Origin of the sequence: Brachybacterium sp. HMSC06H03 (genome assembly GCF_001807385.1) — a bacterium.
Classification (GTDB): Bacteria; Actinomycetota; Actinomycetes; order Actinomycetales; family Dermabacteraceae; genus Brachybacterium; species Brachybacterium conglomeratum.
Genome location: NZ_KV788905.1, coordinates 1 through 20760, shown reverse-complemented (window position 1 = coordinate 20760; position 20760 = coordinate 1). Strand labels below are relative to the sequence as shown.

Here is a 20760-nt window from a genome sequence, read left to right as displayed (position 1 = left end):
TGCGGGACTCGAACCCGCACGCCCTTGCGGACAGCGCATTTTGAGTGCGCCGCGTCTACCGTTCCGCCAACCCGGCCTGCCCTCCGGTGCCGAGGGCTGGACTAGGATACCGCTGATGACCACCGGCCACCGCCGACGAGTGCAGGGCACCCGGGCGCCGGCCCCGACCGAGACACAGGGCGACATGACTGACGACTTCACCGAACTTCCCGACGACGCCCAGGACACCGCCGCCGCGGGTGATGCACCGCGCCGCACCGCGGTCGTCGCCGAGGACGAGAGCCTCATCCGCATGGACATCGTCGAGACGCTCACCGAGGCGGGCTTCGACGTGATCGCCGCCGTCGGCGACGGCGAGAGCGCCATCGAGAAGACCCGGGAGCTGCGCCCCGACGTCGTGATCCTCGACGTGAAGATGCCGCAGACCGACGGCGTCACCGCCGCCGAGAAGATCGGCGAGGAGAACCTCGCCCCCGTCGTGATGCTCACCGCCTTCTCGCAGTCCGAGCTGGTCGAGCGGGCGCGCGACGCCGGCGCGATGGCCTACGTCGTCAAGCCCTTCACCCCGGCGGACCTCCTGCCGGCCGTGGAGATCGCGATCTCCCGCCACCAGCAGATCGTGCAGCTCGAGTCCGAGATCGCGGACCTGGGCGAGCGCTTCGAGACCCGCAAGCGCGTGGACCGCGCCAAGGGCCTGCTGCAGACCAACATGGGCCTGTCCGAGCCGGAGGCCTTCCGTTGGATCCAGAAGACCTCGATGGACCGTCGACTGACCATGCGCGAGGTCGCCGACGCGGTCGTCGATCAGCTCGGCGGCCAGGGCAAGGACTGAGGGCCGGCAGGCACCATCGACCGGTGCGCGGGGGCGCGCCGGTCCTGGGGAGGGGGCACCGAGCACATGAGCATCACGCGACGCACGCTCGTGCGCGGACTGGGGGCCGGTGTGCTCGGGGCCGGGGCGCTGAGCGGCTGCAGCCAGGGCGGCGGGATCGGCCGCGGGAGGCGCCGTCGACCCACCACCACCGAGCCCACCGCGGGTGACCTCGAGGAGCCCGAGCAGCCGCTCGTGATCGGGCAGATCGGCGCCTCCTACGGCCGGATGGCGAGGTTCGAGGAGGCGATCGCGGTCTCGATCGACGAGGCGAGGATCGACGTCAACGCCCGCTGGGAGGGCCTGTTCGGCCAGGAGGTCGTGCTCCTGGAGCGCCACGTCATGGAGGCGCCCGGCGAGGACCTCGCCCCGGTCATCGCCCAGATGGCCGATGCCGGCGCCACCTGTGTGATCACCTCGATCGACGAGGAGTCCCTGATCGCGGCGATGCCCGCGCTGGTCGAGGCGCAGCTGGCGATCCTCGACGTGCTCACCTCCGGTATGGGCGTCCGCGCGGCCGAGGTGAAGACCTCGAACCTGCTGATCCGCCTCGCCCCCAACGACCGCGTGATGGCGGCCCGCTACGCCGAGGAGGCCCTCGGCGTCGGGGGAGGGGAGAAGTCCGGGCCCGCCGGCACCGTCGCCTATCTCTCCGAGGACACGCTGCAGGGACGCAGCCTCCTGAACGAGTTGACGCAGGTGCTGAACCCCTCGAGCGGCCGCGTCGTCAGCCAGCAGTTCTACGAGGTCGGGAAGATCGGCGACATCGGCGCCCGGGTGAAGGCGGTCCTCGAGTCCCCGCCCGCGCTGCTGGTCGCCAACGGCGGGGCGGAGCTCGCCCCGTTCCTCTCGGCCCTGCACACCGCGACCCTGGACGAGGGCAAGCGGCCCAGGATCGAGTTCCCGCGGCGGGTGTCGCCGGCGGTGACGATCGACTACTCGCAGGAGCCGGTCGCGAAGGATCTCGCCCCCGAGTCGCTGACCGCCGTGACCGGCTACGAGCCGGGCGGCGAGATCACCGTCGGCCACGAGAACATGATGCTCAACCGCAATCCCGAGTTCCTGCGGCGCGGCTACGCCTACTCGCAGCACGGCTACGACGCGCTGGTGATGCTGTGCCTCGCGGCGCAGCACGCCCTCTCGGTCGAGGGCACCGCCCTCGCCGCGGCCCTGAACGCCGTCCTCACCGGCAGCGAGGAGTGCACCGACTTCGAGGAGTGCCGCCGGGTGATGACCACGGCGCTGGAGGCGGGGGAGAAGGCCACCGTCGCCTACGTCGGCCGGATGGGGAAGGTCGAGCTCGGCGGGCAGTCGGACGCCCGCGTCGGCCAGCTGCGGGAGTACACCTGGAACGAGGCGAACGTGATGCAGCCCGGCACCGCCGGAGGCTTCGAGGCGCCCGAGTGAGGCGCGCCCGGGCGGCGACGGCGCCGTTCAGCGCGGCGGCAGCAGCTGCGTCGCGACCGTGATCGTGCTCAGCAGGGTCCCGGCCTCGTCGTGGACGTCCACCAGGTAGCTCGCGACCTGACGACCGAGATGGCGCGGGGTGCACGTCGCGGTGACCCAGCCCTCGCGCGCCGAGCGATGATGCAGGGCGGAGACCGAGGTGCCCACCGCCTGGGCCCCCTCGCCGTGCACCTCGCGGGCGCGCAGCAGCGCCGCGACCGAGGCGATCGACTCGGCCAGCGCGATCGTCGCCCCGCCGTGCAGCAGCCCGGCCGGCTGGGTGCTGCCCGCGACCGGCATCCGCATCGTGCCGCCGCTCGAGGAGAGGGTCAGCACCTCCATGCCCAGCCGCTCCACGAGCGTCCCGGCGAAGGACGCCTCGAGCTGGGCGGCGAGCCGCGGGTCCAGGGGCGCCGGCGCCCCCTCGGTCGCGCCGACGGGGGCGGTGGCGGGGTCTGCGGGGCGGATGCGCTGATCGGACATGCCCCCGAGACTGCCACAGCCCGCCGGGTGCGCGGAGGTGATCGCGACATGGGAGACTGCTCCTCATGAGTGCGAGCGACACCGATGACCAGCGCCTCCTTCTGATCGACGGCCACGCGATGGCCTTCCGGGCCTTCTTCGCCCTGCCCGCGGACGGCTTCAGCGACGGCCGCGGCCAGGCCACCAACGCCGTCTACGGCTTCACCCGCATGATCATCAACGTCGTCGCCTCCGAGCGGCCCACCCATCTCGCGGTGGCCTTCGACCTGCCCGGCGGGACCTTCCGTGACCGCATCTACGACCAGTACAAGGGCGGCCGCGACGAGACCCCGCAGGCCTTCCACGGCCAGATCGGCCTGATCCAGCAGGTGCTGGACGCGCTCGGCGTGCGCTGGCTGACCTACGAGGACTACGAGGCCGACGACATCATCGCCACCCTCGCCACGCGCGCGGAGCAGCAGGGCCACGAGGCGCTGATCGTCTCGAGCGACCGCGACGCCATCCAGCTGGTGGGGGAGAAGGTCACCCTGCTCCAGCCCGTCAAGGGCGTCACCGAGATGCGCCGCATGACTCCCGCCGCCGTCGAGGAGAAGTACGGGATCCCGCCGGAGCGCTATCCGGACCTCGCCGCGCTCGTCGGCGAGGCGGCGGACAACCTCCCCGGCGTCCCCGGCGTCGGCCCGAAGACCGCCGCGAAGTGGATCGTGAAGTACGACGGGCTCGAGGGCGTGCTCGCGCACGCCGAGGAGATCAAGGGCAAGGCCGGCCAGTCCCTGCGCGACCACATGGAGGACGTCAGGCGCAACCGGCTGATGAACGCCGCCTTCACCACCCTCGAGCTGCCCGAGGACCCCGGGCACTACGCGCTCGGCGGCGGGGACCGCGCCCGCGTGCTCGAGGTGTTCGACGACCTCGCCTTCGGCGACACGATCCGCCGCGACCTCCCCGCCGCGCTGCTGGGCGAGGACGTGGCCGAGGAGGCGGCCCCCGAGCCCGCGGCCGACGTGCTGCGCCTGCGCGATGCCGCCTCACTCACCTCCCTGCTCGGCGAGGAGGACGCCCCGCTCTCCCTCGACCTCGTCGAGGACGTGCGCGGCGGGGCGCTGCTGGGCCTGGCCACCCCGGAGCAGGCCGGCGCCGCCGCGCTCGGCGCCCTGGACTCCGAGGCCTCCGAGCTGCTCGGCGCGGCACTCGAGGGCTCCCGGGAGCTGCGGATCGCGGACGTCCCCGCCCTGCGCGGGCGCCTGGCGGAGAACGGCTACCGGCTCGGGGACGGGGTGCGCGACCTGGCGCTGGAGTCCTTCGTGCTGCGCCCCGGCGCCCGCAGCTACGACACCGAGGCCCTCGCCGCGGATCTCGCGGGCGCGAGCTTCGAGCCGAAGCCGCGCAAGCCCGCCGAGTCGACCCTGAAGAAGGAGAGCGCGGAGACCCGCGCCGAGCACATCGCCCGGGCCGAGGACCGCCTCGCGAGCGCCGTCTCCGCCCTGCACCCCGCCGCCGCGGAGCTCGCGGACCGGATCGAGGCCGCCCCCTGGGCGGGGAGCATCCTCGACGACCTCGAGCGCCCCCTCCAGCGCGTGCTCGAGACGATGCACTCCCGCGGCATCGCGATCGACCACACCGCGCTGCAGTCCCTGCGCGAGGAGTTCGAGGGCTTCGTCGCCCAGGCCAGGCGCGAGGCCGGCGAGATCGTGGGGGAGGAGGTCAACCTCGCCTCCCCGAAGCAGCTGCAGGTGGTGCTCTTCGAGACCCTCGCCCTGCCCACCACGCGCAAGATCTCCTCCGGTCACTCCACCGACGCCGAGTCCCTCACCGATCTGAGGGAGTCGCTCGACCCGGACTCCGCCGGCCACCGCTTCCTCTCCTGGCTGCTGCGCTTCCGCGAGATGAGCAAGCTGACCGGCTATCTCGTGGGCCTGGACAAGGAGATGGACACCGGCTCCCGCGTCCACACCACCTTCCAGCAGACCGCCGCGGCGACGGGCCGGCTCGCCTCGACCGAGCCGAACCTGCAGAACATCCCCGTGCGCACCTCCGAGGGGCAGCGGATCCGCGACGTCTTCGTCGCCGGCGAAGGCTTCGAGTCGCTGATGACCGCGGACTACTCGCAGATCGAGATGCGCATCATGGCCCACCTCTCCGAGGACGAGGGGCTGATCGAGGCCTTCCGCTCCGGGGAGGACCTCCACAACTTCGTCGCCTCGCGCGTGTTCGGCGTGAGCCCCGACGCGGTCGATCCGGCCATGCGCTCCAAGACCAAGGCGGTCAGCTACGGACTCGCCTACGGGCTCTCCGCCTTCGGCCTCTCCCGCCAGCTGCGGATCTCCCGCGCGGAGGCGACCGCGCTGCGCGACGGCTACTTCGAGCGCTTCGGCGGGGTGCGCGACTACCTCCACCGCAGCGTCGAGAAGGCCCGGGAGACCGGCTACACCGAGACGATCCTCGGCCGGCGCCGCTACCTCCCGGACCTCACCAGCGACAACCGGCAGCGCCGCGAGAACGCCGAGCGGGTGGCGCTGAACTCCCCGATCCAGGGCAGCGCCGCGGACCTCATCAAGCTCGCGATGCTCGCGGTCGAGGAGCGGATGCGCGAGGCGGGGCTGCGCTCGCGCATGCTGCTCCAGGTCCATGACGAGCTCGTCCTCGAGGTCGCCCCCGGCGAGGTCGAGCAGGTGCGGGAGATCGTCGAGGACGGCATGGACTCGGCCTACGAGCTCTCGGTCCCGCTCGAGGTCGGCATCGGCGTGGGACGCACCTGGCGCGAGGCGGCCCACTGAGGCCCGGGGCCTCCGCCGCCGCCCCGTCGCCGGACGGGGCGGACATCACACCGGCGCGCCGCGGAGCGGTCGCCAGCACCCTCGCGCGCCGGGGGCATCGCTGGTAGGCTGTCGAAGGCTTGTGCGCCCCGGTGCGCGAGCGAACCGCCCTCGCGGCCCGGACCCCTGGTCCCGCCGACGGGCGGAGCACGCCCCCCGACCCTACTCATTTCCTGTCCCGACGGAGTCCATACCTACATGACCGACACCACGACCCCCCAGATCGCCATCAACGACATCGGTGACGCCGACGAGCTCATGGCCGCCATCGATGCCACCATCAAGTACTTCAACGACGGCGACATCGTCGAAGGCACCGTGGTGAAGGTCGATCACGACGAGGTCCTCCTGGACATCGGCTACAAGACCGAGGGCGTCATCCCCTCGCGCGAGCTGTCCATCAAGCACGACGTAGACCCGGCCGACGAGGTGGAGGTCGGCGACGAGATCGAGGCTCTCGTCCTCCAGAAGGAGGACAAGGAGGGTCGCCTGATCCTGTCCAAGAAGCGCGCCCAGTACGAGCGCGCCTGGGGCTCGATCGAGCAGATCAAGGAGGACGAGGGCGTCGTCACCGGTCGCGTCATCGAGGTCGTCAAGGGCGGCCTCATCGTCGACATCGGCCTGCGCGGCTTCCTCCCGGCCTCCCTCGTGGAGATGCGCCGCGTCCGCGACCTGCAGCCCTACGTCGGCCAGGAGATCGAGGCGAAGATCATCGAGCTGGACAAGAACCGCAACAACGTGGTCCTGTCCCGCCGCGCCTACCTGGAGGAGACCCAGTCCGCGGTCCGCTCCGACTTCCTGCAGACCCTCCAGAAGGGCCAGGTCCGCGAGGGTGCCGTGTCCTCGATCGTCAACTTCGGCGCGTTCGTCGACCTCGGCGGCGTCGACGGCCTGGTGCACGTCTCCGAGCTGTCCTGGAAGCACATCGACCACCCCTCCGAGGTCGTCGAGGTGGGCCAGAAGGTCAAGGTCGAGGTCCTGGACGTCGACATGGACCGCGAGCGCGTCTCCCTGTCGCTGAAGGCGACCCAGGAGGACCCCTGGCAGCTCTTCGCCCGCACCCACGCCATCGGCGAGGTCGTGCCCGGCAAGGTCACCAAGCTCGTCCCCTTCGGCGCCTTCGTCCGCGTCGAGGACGGCATCGAGGGCCTCGTGCACATCTCCGAGCTGGCTCAGCGCCACGTGGATCTGCCCGAGCAGGTCGTCACCGTCGACCAGGACGTCTTCGTCAAGGTCATCGACATCGACCTCGAGCGTCGACGGATCTCCCTCTCCCTCAAGCAGGCGAACGAGGGCGTGGACCCCGAGGGCGACGACACCACCTTCGACCCCGCGCTCTACGGCATGGCCGCGGAGTACGACGCCAACGGCGAGTACAAGTACCCCGAGGGCTTCGACCCGGAGACCAACGAGTGGCTCGAGGGCTACGACGCCCAGCGCGAGGAGTGGGAGGCCCAGTACGCGGCCGCCTACGAGCGCTGGACCGCCCACAAGGCCCAGGTCGCCGAGGCGATCCGCGCCGACGAGGAGTCCGCGAACGCTCCGGCCGCCGCCTCGACCTCCTCCTCCGAGTCCGCGCCCGCCGCGCAGTCCTCCTACCAGTCGAGCTCCTCGGACGAGGGCACCCTCGCCTCCGACGAGGCCCTGGCCGCCCTGCGCGCCAAGCTCACCGGCAACTGATCCTCGGATCACCGGACGGCCCGGTCCCCGCGACTCGCGGGGGCCGGGCCGTCCCCGTTCCCGGCGTTCGGGCGGCGCCGATCCGGGAGAATCGCGGCAGGGCACACTAGGGTCATGACCACTTCTCTCGAGTCCCACCCGATCCACACCTGGCTCACGGACATGGACGGCGTGCTCGTCCACGAGCAGTCCGCGCTGCCCGGCGCCCCCGAGTTCATCGCCGCGCTGCAGCAGTACGGGCGGCCCTTCCTGGTGCTGACCAACAACTCGATCTTCACCCCGCGCGACCTCCGGGCGCGCCTTGCCCGCAGCGGCATCGACCTCCCCGAGGAGTCGATCTGGACCAGCGCCCTGGCCACCGCCCGCTTCCTCGCCGAGCAGCAGCCCGGCGCCTCCGCCTACGTGATCGGCGAGGCCGGGCTCACCACCGCCATCCACGACGAGGGCTTCATCCTCGCCGACAGCGACGTCGAGTTCGTGGTGCTGGGGGAGACCCGCACCTACTCCTTCGAGTCCATCACCCGGGCCATCCGGCTCATCAAGGGCGGGGCGAAGTTCATCGCCACGAACCCCGACGTCACCGGGCCCAGCGCCGAGGGCCCGCTGCCGGCGACCGGCTCCGTCGCCGCGATGATCACGGCCGCGACCGGGATCCATCCGTACTACGTCGGGAAGCCGAACCCGCTCATGATGCGCACCGCCCTGAACCGCATCGGAGGCCACTCGGAGACCTCGGTGATGATCGGTGACCGGATGGACACGGACGTGAAGTCGGGGCTCGAGGCGGGCATGCGCTCGATCCTCGTCCTCACCGGCTCCACCGACTTCGACGAGATCGCGCAGTTCCCCTTCCGCCCCACCGCGGTGCTGGACGGCATCGCGGACGTGGTCCCCTTCGTCGAGCGTCTGACCCCGCACGAGGCCGTCGAGCTCGACGAGGACTGACGTCACGGGGCCGGCATCGGTGCCCGGACCGGATCGACAGCCGCGGTCCGGCCTGTGCGGCCCGCTCTGTGAAGATCCGGTGATGCCGTCGTACGGGATCCGCGAGCCGGACTTGACCCCGGGCGATCGAGCTGGAAAGGTCACGATCAGCCCGCCGGAGGGTCAAGGAACGGCAAACGCCCAGGGGCAGTGGAGGGGTCCACGTCCCGACCGTCCGGAGGAGCCCGTGGGGGACAGATGCTCCCCCGACGCACTCGGAAGGAGACGACGATGACTCGTCGGCACCAGGTCAGGACCCTCGCCGCGCTCGGCCTCGGCGCCCCGCTGCTCGTGGGGCTCGGCATCGGAGGATTCTCGCAGGCGGTCGCGACCACCGCCGCGCCGCCCGCCCAGGACGTGCCCGCCGCGGTCGCCGCACCCGCCGAGCGGACGGGTTCGGAGGAGGACACCGCGGGGGAGGTGACCGCCGCCCCGAGCGACGTCTTCACCACGGGCTCCCAGCAGTTCGCCCGCGCCGACCGGAGCACGATCACGGCGGAGGACGTCGCCTCGCAGCTGTACGGCTACGCCGCGGACCCGAGCCTGAGCGACGAGGCCACGTGCACCGACGGCCTCGCCCTGGACCAGCCCGGCGCGGTCACCCGCTGCACCGTGATCGGCTGGAGCGGCGAGCAGGAGACCTACTACGGCTACATGGCGCCGGCCAGCGTCGCCGAGGCCGACTACTGGCTCTACTTCAGCAAGGACGCCCCTCTGCCCGAGGAGGCCGCCTCGGCGCTCAACGACGGGCTGAACGGCACCGGGGCCTACCCCGTCTGGGGAGAGGAGCAGGAGCAGCCCACCAGCCTCTCGGAGGACGTCGCCGTGGAGCGCGCGAACTTCGTGCTCGACGGCTTCGGCCGCGAGGACCTCACGGTCACCTCCGTCGAGGGGGAGGTGGATCTCACCTCGACCACTCCGGTGCGAGGCACCGCCGTGGAGGACGGCTCCGGCCGCACCGTCGGGGTGACGCTGCTGCCGATCCCCACCGGCGGCGAGGCGCCCGCGATGATGATCAGCATCGACGGACCCTGATCCTCGGTCCGCTCCCCGCCGGTCAGCCGCCCGCGGGGCACCTCCGAGCCCCCGGGCGGGCGTCCGCACGGCGCGGACGCCCGCCCGGACGTCGTCCCGCTCATGAGATGATCGACGACATGCTGCGCTGGCTCACGGCCGGGGAATCCCACGGCCCCTCCCTCCTCTCCCTGCTCGACGGCGTCCCCGCCGGGATCGAGCTGACCAGTGACGATCTGAAGGACGCGCTCGCGCGCCGCCGCCTCGGCCACGGCCGCGGCAGCCGTCAGAAGTTCGAGCAGGACGTGCTGACGATCCACGGCGGGCTCCGCCACGGCCTCACCCTCGGCTCCCCGCTCGCGATCGAGATCGCGAACTCCGAATGGCCGAAGTGGGAGAAGGTCATGAGCGCGGACCCCGTCCCGCGCGAGGACCTGCTGATCGACGCCGGCACCGGCGACGAGCGCGAGATCGCGCGCAACCGCCCTCTCTCGCGCCCCCGCCCCGGCCACGCCGACCTCTCCGGGATGCTGAAGTACGGCTTCGACGAGGCCCGCCCCGTGCTCGAGCGCGCCAGCGCCCGCGAGACCGCGGCCCGGGTCGTCGCCGGCCGCGTCGCCGCGGCGCTGCTCGAGCAGGCCGCCGGCATCCGGCTGGTCTCCCACACCCTCTCCGTCGGCTCCGTGTCCGTGCCCGAGGACGCGCCGCTGCCCACCCCCGACCACCTGGAGCAGCTCGACGCCGATCCGCTGCGCTGCTTCCACGAGGGCACCTCCGCGGCGATGGTCGACGAGGTCGACGCCGCGAAGTCCGACGGCGACACGCTCGGCGGCGTCGTCGAGGTCCTCGCCTACGGCCTTCCCGTCGGCCTCGGCTCCCACACCCAGTGGGACCGCAAGCTCGATGCGCGCCTCGCCCAGGCCGTCATGTCGATCCAGGCCATGAAGGGTGTCGAGATCGGCGACGGCTTCGCCACCACCGCCCGCCGCGGCTCCGTCGCCCACGACGAGATCCTCGTCGCGCCCTCCCCGCGCGGCGAGCGCTCCGCCTTCCCCCGCGCCACCAACCGCGCCGGCGGCCTCGAGGGCGGGATGACCAACGGCGAGGTGCTGCGCGTGCGCGGGGCGCTCAAGCCGATCTCCACCGTCCCGCGCGCGCTGCGCACGGTCGACGTCTCCACCGGCGAGCAGACCACCGCCAACCATCAGCGCTCCGACACCTGCGCGGTCGCGCCCGCCGCGGTGATCGCCGAGGCGGTGGTCGCCCTGACCCTGGCCGATGCGCTGCTGGAGAAGACCGGCGGGGACAGCATCGACGAGATCCGCGCCCACCTCGAGGTCACGCTCGACCTCCAGGCCGGGCTCGCCCGCCGTGGGGAGGACTCCGCCTCGTGACCGGCCCCGTGGCCGTCCTGATCGGTCCGATGGCCGCCGGGAAGACCAGCGTGGGACGCGCTCTGGCCGCACGCCTCGGTGTCCCCTTCGCCGACCTCGACGCGCTCATCGTCCAGGAGGCCGGACGCACGATCCCGGACCTCTTCGCGGACGAGGGGGAGCCCGCCTTCCGCGAACGGGAGGCCCGCTCGCTCGTCCGCGCCGTCGCGCACCAGCGGGGCGTGCTCTCCCTCGGCGGCGGCGCCCCGATGCACGCCGGCGCCGCCTCGACCCTGCGCGACCTGCCCGTGGTGCTGCTCGAGATCGACGAGGAGACGGTCTCGCGCCGGCTCGCCCACGGCGTCGGCCGCCCGATGCTGTCCGGCGAGGACCCCATGGCCCGTTGGCGCGAGCTCGCCGCCGCCCGGGCGGAGACCTATCGTGGATTGGCGACCCATCGCATCGACGCCGCCCTCGGCAGCCCGGACCGGGTGGCCCTCGCCATCATCGACGCCCTGCAGCTTCAGAGGCCCGCGCGCCCCCAGGAGGAGACCGAATGAGCACCACCGTCATCCCCGTCACCACGCCCACCGGCGGCTACGACGTGCACGTGGGACGGGGCCTGCTCGAGCAGATCCCGGCCCTGGTGCCCGAGCGCGCCCGGCGCGTGGTGATCGTGCACCAGCCGAGCCTGCGCGACGTCGCCGAGCAGGTCCGCGCCGGGATCGAGGAGACGGGGCGGCAGTCCTTCGCCGCCGAGGTCCCCGACGGCGAGGAGGCCAAGACCGCGCAGGTCGCCGGGTTCCTGTGGGGCGTGTGCGGCCAGGCCGAGATCGGCCGCCAGGACCTCGTGATCGGGCTCGGCGGCGGCGCGGCGACGGACCTCGCCGGCTTCGTCGCGGCCTCCTGGCTGCGCGGCGTCGACGTGCTCCAGGTCCCCACCACCGTCGCCGCGATGGTCGATGCGGCCGTGGGCGGCAAGACCGGCATCAACACGTCCGAGGGGAAGAACCTCGTCGGCGCCTTCCACCCGCCGATCGCCGTGGTCGCCGACCTCGACGTGCTCGGAGGGCTCGGTCGCAACGTCGTCGCCGCCGGCCTCGCCGAGGCGGTCAAGGCGGGCTTCATCGAGGACACCGCGATCCTCGACATCGTCGAGCAGGACCCCGCCGCGGTGCTCGACGTCTCCAGCGACGCCTTCCGCGAGGTGATCGAGCGGGCGATCCGGGTCAAGGCCCGCGTGGTCTCCGCGGACCTGCGCGAGAGCGGGGAGCGGGAGATCCTCAACTACGGCCACACCCTCGCCCACGCGATCGAGCGCAACGAGCGCTACCAGTGGCGCCACGGCGCCGCCGTGAGCATCGGGATGATGTTCGTCGCCGAGCTCTCGCACCTCTCCGGCAAGCTCTCCGAGGCCGAGGTGGACCGCCACCGCAGCATCCTCACCTCGCTCGGCCTGCCCGTCACCTACCGCGACCGGCAGTGGCCCAAGCTCGAGGACGCGATGAAGCGGGACAAGAAGACCCGCGCCGGCCTGCTGCGCTTCGTGGTCCTGGACCGGATCGGCTCGGTCTCCCGGATCGAGGGGCCCGACCCCGCGCTCCTGCTGAGCGCCTACGCCGCGATCACCGACGACTGAGCACGCCCGGGCCCGCCCGAGCGAGGAGGAGCACCATGACCGAGCGTCCCGGCACCGCCGCGCAGGACGACCCCCTGGACCAGCCGGGCACCGCGGACCGGCCCGGCCCCGCCGTGCAGGAGGGGATGGTCGATGTGCGCCGCCGCACCGCGACCGTGCGCGGGGTCGAGTTCGGCCGCGGGCGCCCCGAGATCATCGTGCCGCTGGTGGGCGACGACCTCGACGCCCTGCTCGCCCAGGCCGAGGCGGCGAGCGCGACCCCGGCCCGCGTGGTCGAGTGGCGCCTGGACCGCTTCCGCCCCGACCTCGAGGACGCTGAGCACCACCGCGAGGCGGTCCTCGCCGCGCTCGGCCCGCTGCGCGCCGCCCTCGGCGCCGACCGCGCCCTGCTGGTCACCTTCCGCACCACCGCCGAGGGCGGGCAGAGGCCCTACGGCCCCCGCGCCCTCGTCTCGCTGCTGGAGGCGCTGATCACGGGTCGCCGGGCGGGCACGCAGTCCGCCGTCGACCTCGTCGACATCGAGACCTCCCACGACCCCGCGGTGGTCGCCTCGGTCATCGACTCCGCCCGTCGTCACGGCATCGCGGTGGTCGGCTCCTTCCACGACATGGAGGGCACCCCCGACGAGGAGACGATCGCGGGGATCCTGCGCGAGCAACGGCGTCTCGGCGCGGACATCCCGAAGGTCGCCGTCACCCCTGGCACCTCCCGCGACGTGCTCACCCTGCTCTCGGCGAGTCTTGCCGTCGCCGAGGAGCAGACAGGCCCCCACATCGCGATCTCCATGGGCACCCTCGGGGCGAGCAGCCGCGTGGCCGCCGAGGCATTCGGCAGCTGCGCGACCTTCGCGACCGCAGGGGAGGGGTCCGCGCCCGGACAGCTCGGCGCGGACGACGTCGCCCGGATGATCGAGCTCCTGCGGCCCTGACCCGTTCCGGTCCGGCGCCTCGGCGCTCCGGACTGTCCGCGGTGAGGCCGGCGCGCCGACGCCCGGCAGCACAGCCGCCTCAGCGCGGCGAGGCGGTCCCGGGGTCCTGCTCCTCGCGCCGCTCGTTCTCGGCAGTGTCGGGCAGCTCCGCCGGATCCGGGAAGATCCGGTCCTCGTAGTCGCTCGCGTCGAGGTCCTCGGCCGCGGCGTCCTCGGCGAGGTCGTCGTGGTCGACGTCGACGACGGGGATCGCCCCCGTCTCATGCGCGACCCGCTCCCGCTCGTCCTTGCGGGTGCGGCGCACCAGCTGCTTCAGCTGGGTCGCGGACATCGTCACCTGCCACTCCTGATGGGCGGGCAGCGACCAGCGACGCCACGCCGCGACGCCGGCGAGCAGCGCGCCGACGGCGACCGCGACCAGCACCGTCGGGGAGGGCAGGCCGAGAGCCAGCACCAGCCAGGTCAGCACCGCGGTGACCAGCGCACCGGTCGCGTACAGCGGGCCGCCCCCGAAGACTTGGGGGATCCTGCCCACGAGCACGTCGCGGATCACGCCGCCGCCCACCGCGCTGGTGACCCCGAGCAGGATCGCCGGCAGCGTGTCCAGGCCGTAGCCCAGGGACTTCGCCGTGCCGGTCGCGGCCCACAGCCCCATCGCCGCGATGTCCAGCGCCGTCACCAGGCGGCGCCACCAGGGGCCGTCCGCATGGATGACGAAGGTGAACATGGCTCCGCCGAGGGCGCAGGTGAGATACCAGGGCCCGTCGAAGGCCGCCGGGGTGCCGTAGTCGAGGATCAGATCGCGCACCAGACCGCCGCCGAGCCCGGCGACGATGCCGATCACCGCGAAGCCGACCGCGTCGAAGTTCAGGCGGGAGGCGATCGCACCGGCCGCCACGCCCATCACGAACACGCCCACGAGGTCCAGCACGCGGAGGAAGTCGTTCGTCACGAGCAGTTCAAGAGGGTCCACCCCAGCACCGTAGTCCGTGCAGGCAGGAGCGTGAACGGGCCCGTGACCCGGCCGACCCGCCCTACCATCGGACCATGCCCGGCAGCATTCCTCCCCCTCGTCCTGACCGCCCCCTGCGGATCGGCCTCACCGGCGGCATCGGCGCGGGCAAGTCGACCGTCGCCGCGCTCTGGCGGGAGCGCGGTCTGCGCGTGATCGATCTGGACGCCCACTCCCGGGCCGTCCTGGACGTCCCCGGCGACGGGGTCGAGGAGGCGATCGCCCGCTTCGGGGAGGGAGTGCGGAACCCTGCCGGCACGATCGACCGCGCCGCCATGGCCCGGATCGTCTTCGCCGATGCCGCGGCCCGCGCCGACCTCGAGCGGATCGTGCTCTCCCGCGTCGACCGGGCGGTCGCGGAGGAGGAGGCCGAGGCGGCCGCGTCGGGGGAGCGGGTCATCGTCCACGACAGCCCGCTGCTGCTGGAGAAGCACGGCGAATCGGGCTACGACGCGGTCGTCGCGGTGCTCGCCCGGCGAGAGGACCGCATCGAGCGCGTGGTCCGGGACCGGGGCAGGGACCGCGCCTATGTCGAGTCGGTCATGGCGGCGCAGGTCACCGATCTCGAACGGATCCGCCGTGCGGACCGCCTGGTGCTGAACACGGCCGATCGCCCCGCTCTCCTCGCGCGCTCCGGCCGTGCCCTCGACGCGGTCCTCGAGGAGCACGACCTCCGCACCTGATCGCGTCGGACCCCGGCCGACCCGGCGCCGGGCGCCGCCTGTGCGCCGTCCCGCCCGGCCCCGCGGGGCCGTCGGCCCTGAGCGGACAGAGGCCCCGCGCCGTGTCCTCCGACGGCCCCGGGTCGTAGGCTCGTCCTCATGCGTCCCGTCACCGATCTCGTCCGCGCCGAGCACCCCTTCGAGGTCGTCTCCGAGTACTCGCCCTCGGGCGATCAGCCGCAGGCGATCAAGGAGCTCACCAAGAGGATCAACGACGGCGAGCAGGACGTGGTCCTCCTCGGCGCGACCGGCACCGGCAAGTCCGCGACGACGGCCTGGCTGATCGAGCAGGTGCAGCGTCCCACCCTGGTCATGGCGCACAACAAGACCCTCGCCGCGCAGCTCGCCAGCGAGTTCCGGGAGCTGCTGCCGCACAACGCGGTGGAGTACTTCGTCTCCTACTACGACTACTACCAGCCCGAGGCGTACGTCCCGCAGTCGGACACCTACATCGAGAAGGACTCCTCGATCAACGCCGAGGTGGAGCGGCTGCGGCACAGCGCCACCAACTCGCTGCTGACCCGTCGCGACGTGGTGGTGGTCTCCTCCGTCTCCTGCATCTACGGCCTGGGCACCCCGCAGGAGTACGTGGACCGGATGGTGCAGCTGAGCGTCGGCGACCAGCTGGACCGCGACGAGCTGCTGACCCGCTTCGTGGACATGCAGTACGACCGCAACGACATCGCCTTCGAGCGCGGCACCTTCCGGGTGCGCGGGGACACGGTCGAGATCATCCCGATGTACGAGGAGCTCGCGATCCGCATCGAGTTCTTCGGCGACGAGATCGATGCGCTCTACACCCTCCATCCGATGACCGGCGAGGTCATCCGGCAGGAGGACCACATCCACATCTTCCCCGCCTCCCACTACGTCGCCGGTCCCGAGCGTCTCTCCCGCGCGATCGGCACGATCGAGGAGGAGCTCGCCGAGCGGCTCGAGGAGCTGGAGGGGCAGAACAAGCTGCTCGAGGCGCAGCGCCTGCGCATGCGCACCACCCACGACCTCGAGATGCTGCGGCAGATGGGCTCGACCAACGGTGTCGAGAACTACTCCCGCCATCTCGACGGCCGCGCGCCGGGCACCGCCCCGAACACCCTCATGGACTACTTCCCCGAGGACTTCCTCCTGGTCATCGACGAGTCCCATGTGACCGTCCCGCAGATCGGCGCGATGTACGAGGGGGACCGCTCCCGCAAGCGCACCCTGGTGGACTTCGGCTTCCGCCTCCCCTCGGCGCTGGACAACCGCCCGCTGACCTTCTCCGAGTTCACCGAGCGCACCGGTCAGACCGTCTACCTCTCCGCCACCCCCGCCGAGTACGAGCTGAACCGCGCCCACGGCGTGGTCGAGCAGATCATCCGGCCGACGGGACTGGTGGACCCCGAGGTGATCGTCAAGCCCGTCAAGGGCCAGATCGACGACCTGCGCGAGGAGATCGAGAAGCGGGTGCAGCGCGACGAGCGCGTGCTCGTGACCACGCTGACCAAGCGCATGGCCGAGGACCTCACCGACTTCCTGCTCGAGAACGGGGTGCGGGTCCAGTACCTCCACTCCGACGTGGACACCCTGCGCCGCATCGAGCTGCTGCGCTCCCTCCGGCAGGGCGAGTACGACGTGCTCGTCGGCATCAACCTGCTGCGCGAGGGCCTGGACCTGCCCGAGGTGTCCCTGGTCGCGATCCTGGACGCGGACAAGGAGGGCTTCCTCCGCTCCCGCACCTCGCTCATCCAGACGATCGGCCGTGCGGCCCGCAACGTCTCCGGCCAGGTGCACATGTACGCGGACACGATCACCGACTCGATGCAGGACGCGATCGACGAGACCAACCGTCGCCGCGAGAAGCAGATCGCGTACAACACCGAGCACGGCATCGACCCGACCCCGCTGCGCAAGCGGATCGCGGACGTCACGGACATGCTGGCCCGCGAGGACATCGACACCGACACCCTCCTGGCCACCGACTACCGCTCCGGGAAGGAGAAGGTGGCCCAGGACCGGGCGCGCGCGAACGCCGTCGACTCGATGCAGGGTCGCCAGATCGACCTCGGCGACGATCCCGTCGGCGCGCTGACCGGCATGATCGACGAGATGACCGCGCAGATGCACCAGGCCGCGGAGTCGCTGAACTTCGAGGTCGCGGCGCGGCTGCGCGACGAGGTGCAGGAGCTGAAGAAGGAGCTCCGCGCGGTGCAGCGCTCCTGAGCCGATGGCGACGAGGCGCGGGCGCGCGCTGGGCGCCGCGCTGACCGCCGGGCACCGGCTGCGCCGGGTCTGGTGGCGGGTGCGCAGGCCGCGCACCTTCGGAGTGAAGGTGCTGCTGCATCCTCCGGAGGACCCTTTGCGGTTCCTCGCCGTGCGGCACTCCTACGTCGACCGGGACCGTTGGGCACTGCCGGGAGGCCGCTATCGTCCTCGCCGCGAGAGCCCTGCCGAGGCCGGACGTCGCGAAGTCGCCGAGGAGCTCGCCCTCGCGATCACGGGAGACCTCCAGGAGGTGACCGCTCTCGAGACGGTCACCGAGGGCAAGCGCGACCGGCTCACGATCCTCGTCGGCACCGCCGCCTCGAGGGAGGTCAGCACCTCGCTCGAGCTGAGCGAGGCCCGGTGGCTGCGCACCGATCTCGCGGACGTCCCGGATGGAGCGCCCCTCTCGCGCTGGCTGCGGATCGCGCTCAGCCCTCCGGATCCGTCGCCCGCTCCCAGCTCTCGACCGGACCCGGCACCACGGTGAACAGCGGATGCACCGTCGGCGCGGAATGCGCTGCGGTGAGCGCCTCGCTCCCGGGACTGCGCTGCGCGAGCTTGGCGAGCAGATGGCGCCATTCCAGGTCGACCTGTCCCCGGGTCACGGGGATCCGTGGCACGCCGGCCGCGGCATCCGTCGGCGCGTGGCCGGTGAGCTCCTCGGGGCGGCGGTCGATCCGCGAGAGGTCGAAGCGGTAGCCGCGAGCGGTCGCCTCCCGGGCGAGCACCTCGAGGTAGGTGCCCACGGCATCGAGCGGGGCGGGCTGGGCCCGGAACCGTTCGAGCTGCGGGTGGGAGCGGTACCCGCGAGTGCGCCCGGCGAGCACGGCCTGCGCCAGCAGCGATTCCCGCCAGCAGCCCGTGAGGCCCTGGCGGTCGAGGTGGCGGGGGTGCAGTGACCAGAGGCGCATCGGTCCATCCTCCCTCATCCGCCGAGGCGCGGTCGAAGGTCACCCCGGGCACCGACGATCGTCGTCCGTCACGGTCAGGGTCGCCCGATAGCGTAGAGGGCACGCCACGCCCCCGTGGCGCGCGGCTGGCCCCGCGGCGAGAGAAGGAGGCCCCCGTGACACAGTCCCAGCGCTCCCGCATCGTGTCCCTGGTCGTCGGCACGGCTGCCGCGTCCGGCCTCGGGATGATCTCTGTGCACCGTCTCCCGCGCCTGGTGCGCGTCGGATACGTCGGGCTCCCCGCGGTGCTGACCACCGGTGTCAGCCTCCTCGCCGCGCAGGGCCGGTCAGGAGCGCCGGACGACGGCGACGCGTCGCGCCTCCGCGGTCTCCGGACGCCGACCCTCTCCGAGGCGGCGCTCTCGCTCGGCCTCGGTGGTCTGATGGCCGGAGCCGGTGCGGCAGGCCTCCGGCTGGATGGCGCGGTCCAGGGCTTCCTGCGTCGACGAGGCGTGCCCGCCCCGCGCGTCTGGATCGGGCTCGCCACCGGTGCGGTGACCCTGGCATCGGTCCTGCTCGACGCCCAGGACCCCGAGCACGAGGGCACCTCGACGCAGGAGCAGGTGCTCGCCCTCCTGACCCGGGAGGACCCGGCGGGCCTCGCCCCGGGCACGGACGGCATGCCCGAGGACGAGTACGAGCCTGAGGCGCTGGCGATCGCGGAGCAGCTGGACACCGGTGTCGCGCCCACGGCGGCGCAGCTCGACGAGCTCTGGGAGCACTGGTTCTCCGAGCCGCTCAGCCCGCTGCTGGGCGCTCGACGCATGGACTCCTTGCTCGAGGAGCTCGCCGCGCTGGTCACTGAGCACCCCGTCGTGTAGCACCCGCGCCGGAGCCGCACTGAGGCGGCGGTCGCAGCGAGGCCCGCGGCGCTCACTTCTCCGCCGAGCGCTCCGTGATCGCGAGGTCCAGCGGGAAGTCGATCGGGCTGCCGGGGAAGAGCAGCCGCCCGGCCGCGTCGGCGCTCTCGCGGATCGCGGCGGCCGCGGCCTCCGCCTGATCGGCCGGGGCGTGGACGATCACTTCGTCGTGGAGGAAGAACGCCAGGTGCGCGCGGCGGGAGAACACCGGTCCCGAGGCGTCGGCCCGCTCGTCGGGGGCGACCTCGGGGAGCTGCGCGAGCCGCAGTCGCAGCGCCGCCATCCAGGACAGCGCCCATTCCGCGGCGGTGCCCTGCACCACGAAGTTGCGGGTGAACCGGCCGCGGTCGCGGGCCGAGCGACGGGCCCGCTCCTGCTCGCCGGTGCCCGTGTCGGGGCCGTTCGCGGAGCGCTGCGCCTGGACCCAGCCGGGCTCGGGGGCGGGGGAGGAGCGGCCGAGCCAGGTCGTGACCGTCCCGCCGCGCTCCCCGGTCGCGGCGGCACCGTCCACGAGCGCCATCGCCTCGGGGAAGGTGCGGCGGAGCCGGGGCACGACGCGACCGCTGTCCCCGGTGGTCCCGCCGTACAGGGCGCCGAGCACCCCGATCTTCGCCTCCTGCCGGCTCGCGACCACGCCCGCCTCGACGATGCCCGAGTAGAGGTCCTTCCCGGCCCCGGCCTCGATCATCGCCGCGTCGCGCGACATCGCCGCGAGCACCCGCGGCTCGAGCTGGGAGACGTCTGCGCTGACCAGCAGCCAGCCAGGATCGGCACGGAGCGCGGGCCGCAGCCGACGCGGGATCTGCAGCGCCCCGCCGCCGCTGGAGGCCCAGCGCCCGGTGACCACGCCGCCCGGCACGTAGACGGGCCGGTAGCGGCCCTCCCGCACCCACTCGTCCTGCCACGTCCAGCCGTTGGCGGTCAGCAGACGGGACATCTTCTTGTACCGCAGCAGCGGCTCGATCGCCGGATGCTCGTGCTCCTGCAGCTCCCACTGGGAGGTGGAGGAGACGTCGATGCCGGCGCGGTGCAGGGCGCGCAGCAGCTTCGGCGGCGAGTCCAGCGACACGGTCGGGTCCCCGAGGGCGGTGCGCACCTCGGCGGCGACCTGAACCATCTGCGCGGGGAGCGTCCCGGGCGAGGGGCGCGGCCCCAGGGCCTCGGTGAGGATCCGGTCGTGCTCGGCCACGTCCCAGGGGATCCCCGCCGCCTGCAGCTCGGCCGCGATCAGTGCCCCGGCGGATTCCGCCGCGAGCAGCAGCCGCAGCCGCGCCGGGTCCTCAGCGCTCGCGATCGCCGCGAGCTGCCGCTCTAGCTCTGCGCAGGTCTCCTCGATCCCGTCGGGCACGCCGTGGGCGGCCGACGGCCGGGCGTCGAGGTCGAAGAGGGTCGCGCCGAGGTCGCGCCGCGTCTCCTCCGGCTCGAGCGGGGTGTCCCACTCGGTGCGCTCCCGCAGAGGACCGGGCTCCGTCACCAGCTCGGATTGCCGCAGGATCCGGTGCACCAGGCGCAGGTCGTGGCAGCGCTCGAGGGTGACCCCGGCCGCGAGCAGGCGCGGGTACCAGGCGGTGGCGTCGCTCCAGACCCAGCGTGGCCGGTGCGCGGCCTCGAGCTCAGCGACGAGGGAGGGGAGCTCCTGGACGGCGCGGGTTCGCTCGTCGAGGGCGGAGCCGTCGGCCGCGAGCTCGCGCAGCACGACCGCTCCGCCCGCCCCGCGACCGAGCACGCACCGCGCCG

18 protein-coding genes and 1 tRNA gene are annotated in these 20760 nt (G+C 72.8%); 14 read left to right on the top strand and 5 right to left on the bottom strand.

Going from position 1 to position 20760, the window contains the following annotated elements; all coding sequences use genetic code 11:
* Nucleotides 1-68: transfer RNA gene (locus HMPREF3159_RS17540), tRNA-Leu, on the bottom strand.
* A gap of 47 nt (nt 69-115) precedes the next feature.
* Between HMPREF3159_RS17540 and HMPREF3159_RS12610 the strand changes: the two genes are divergently transcribed.
* Complete coding sequence (locus HMPREF3159_RS12610) at nt 116-832, top strand: ANTAR domain-containing response regulator (protein WP_082835382.1); 717 nt, start codon at nt 116-118, stop codon at nt 830-832.
* Nucleotides 833-898: 66 nt separating this feature from the next.
* A complete protein-coding gene (locus HMPREF3159_RS12605; protein WP_070501358.1) occupies nt 899-2278 on the top strand; it encodes an ABC transporter substrate-binding protein in 1380 nt (459 codons plus the stop codon).
* Between the two features lie 27 nt (nt 2279-2305).
* Here HMPREF3159_RS12605 and HMPREF3159_RS12600 read toward each other — a convergent pair whose 3' ends face one another.
* On the bottom strand, nt 2306-2800 hold the full coding sequence (locus HMPREF3159_RS12600) for a hotdog fold thioesterase (RefSeq protein ID WP_070501356.1): 495 nt from the start codon (nt 2798-2800) through the stop codon (nt 2306-2308).
* A 65-nt stretch (nt 2801-2865) separates the two neighbouring features.
* On the opposite strand from HMPREF3159_RS12600, the gene polA reads away from it, so the two are divergent.
* The 8 genes from polA (at nt 2866) to aroD (ending at nt 13235) form a co-directional block, all read left to right on the top strand.
* Nucleotides 2866-5577: a DNA polymerase I gene (gene polA / locus HMPREF3159_RS12595; protein WP_070501354.1), complete on the top strand. Its 2712-nt coding sequence runs from the start codon at nt 2866-2868 to the stop codon at nt 5575-5577.
* A 237-nt stretch (nt 5578-5814) separates the two neighbouring features.
* Complete coding sequence (rpsA, locus tag HMPREF3159_RS12590) at nt 5815-7296, top strand: 30S ribosomal protein S1 (protein ID WP_062951030.1); 1482 nt, start codon at nt 5815-5817, stop codon at nt 7294-7296.
* A 114-nt stretch (nt 7297-7410) separates the two neighbouring features.
* Complete coding sequence (locus HMPREF3159_RS12585) at nt 7411-8241, top strand: HAD-IIA family hydrolase (protein WP_070501353.1); 831 nt, start codon at nt 7411-7413, stop codon at nt 8239-8241.
* A gap of 270 nt (nt 8242-8511) precedes the next feature.
* Nucleotides 8512-9315 (top strand): hypothetical protein, encoded by an 804-nt coding sequence (locus HMPREF3159_RS12580; protein WP_070501351.1) that lies wholly within the window; start codon nt 8512-8514, stop codon nt 9313-9315.
* Between the two features lie 119 nt (nt 9316-9434).
* Nucleotides 9435-10688 carry a chorismate synthase gene (gene aroC, locus HMPREF3159_RS12575; RefSeq protein WP_070501366.1) on the top strand — a complete coding sequence of 418 codons (1254 nt, stop codon included), beginning with the start codon at nt 9435-9437 and terminating at the stop codon, nt 10686-10688.
* Nucleotides 10685-11227 carry a shikimate kinase gene (locus tag HMPREF3159_RS12570; RefSeq protein WP_053915845.1) on the top strand — a complete coding sequence of 181 codons (543 nt, stop codon included), beginning with the start codon at nt 10685-10687 and terminating at the stop codon, nt 11225-11227. The genes aroC and HMPREF3159_RS12570 overlap by 4 nt, the downstream gene beginning before the upstream one ends.
* Nucleotides 11224-12306, top strand: a complete 1083-nt coding sequence (gene aroB, locus HMPREF3159_RS12565; RefSeq protein WP_070501349.1) for a 3-dehydroquinate synthase — start codon at nt 11224-11226, stop codon at nt 12304-12306. Before HMPREF3159_RS12570 ends, aroB begins: the two co-directional genes overlap by 4 nt.
* 35 nt (nt 12307-12341) lie before the next feature.
* The gene (aroD, locus tag HMPREF3159_RS12560; protein WP_083305941.1) at nt 12342-13235 is read left to right on the top strand and encodes a type I 3-dehydroquinate dehydratase; all 894 of its coding nucleotides are present in this window, start codon (nt 12342-12344) and stop codon (nt 13233-13235) included.
* 79 nt (nt 13236-13314) lie between these two features.
* Here the strand turns inward: aroD and HMPREF3159_RS12555 are convergent, their stop codons facing one another.
* The gene (locus HMPREF3159_RS12555) at nt 13315-14208 is read right to left on the bottom strand and encodes a trimeric intracellular cation channel family protein (protein ID WP_070501347.1); all 894 of its coding nucleotides are present in this window, start codon (nt 14206-14208) and stop codon (nt 13315-13317) included.
* Nucleotides 14209-14282: 74 nt separating this feature from the next.
* Between HMPREF3159_RS12555 and coaE the strand changes: the two genes are divergently transcribed.
* From coaE to HMPREF3159_RS12540, 3 genes are all read left to right on the top strand, one after another.
* Nucleotides 14283-14930: a dephospho-CoA kinase gene (coaE, locus tag HMPREF3159_RS12550; RefSeq protein WP_070501345.1), complete on the top strand. Its 648-nt coding sequence runs from the start codon at nt 14283-14285 to the stop codon at nt 14928-14930.
* 138 nt (nt 14931-15068) lie between these two features.
* Nucleotides 15069-17171: an excinuclease ABC subunit UvrB gene (gene uvrB, locus HMPREF3159_RS12545; protein ID WP_070501343.1), complete on the top strand. Its 2103-nt coding sequence runs from the start codon at nt 15069-15071 to the stop codon at nt 17169-17171.
* Between the two features lie 4 nt (nt 17172-17175).
* Nucleotides 17176-17700, top strand: a complete 525-nt coding sequence (locus HMPREF3159_RS12540) for an NUDIX domain-containing protein (protein ID WP_070501342.1) — start codon at nt 17176-17178, stop codon at nt 17698-17700.
* Here the strand turns inward: HMPREF3159_RS12540 and HMPREF3159_RS12535 are convergent.
* Nucleotides 17642-18124 carry a pyrimidine dimer DNA glycosylase/endonuclease V gene (locus HMPREF3159_RS12535; RefSeq protein ID WP_070501340.1) on the bottom strand — a complete coding sequence of 161 codons (483 nt, stop codon included), beginning with the start codon at nt 18122-18124 and terminating at the stop codon, nt 17642-17644. The genes HMPREF3159_RS12540 and HMPREF3159_RS12535 overlap by 59 nt on opposite strands.
* Nucleotides 18125-18279: 155 nt before the next feature.
* Between HMPREF3159_RS12535 and HMPREF3159_RS12530 the strand changes: the two genes are divergently transcribed.
* Nucleotides 18280-18984, top strand: a complete 705-nt coding sequence (locus HMPREF3159_RS12530) for a hypothetical protein (protein WP_070501338.1) — start codon at nt 18280-18282, stop codon at nt 18982-18984.
* 52 nt (nt 18985-19036) lie between these two features.
* Here HMPREF3159_RS12530 and HMPREF3159_RS12525 read toward each other — a convergent pair.
* On the bottom strand, nt 19037-20760 hold a 1724-nt coding region (locus HMPREF3159_RS12525; RefSeq protein WP_371441711.1), incomplete at its 5' end, for a bifunctional 3'-5' exonuclease/DNA polymerase.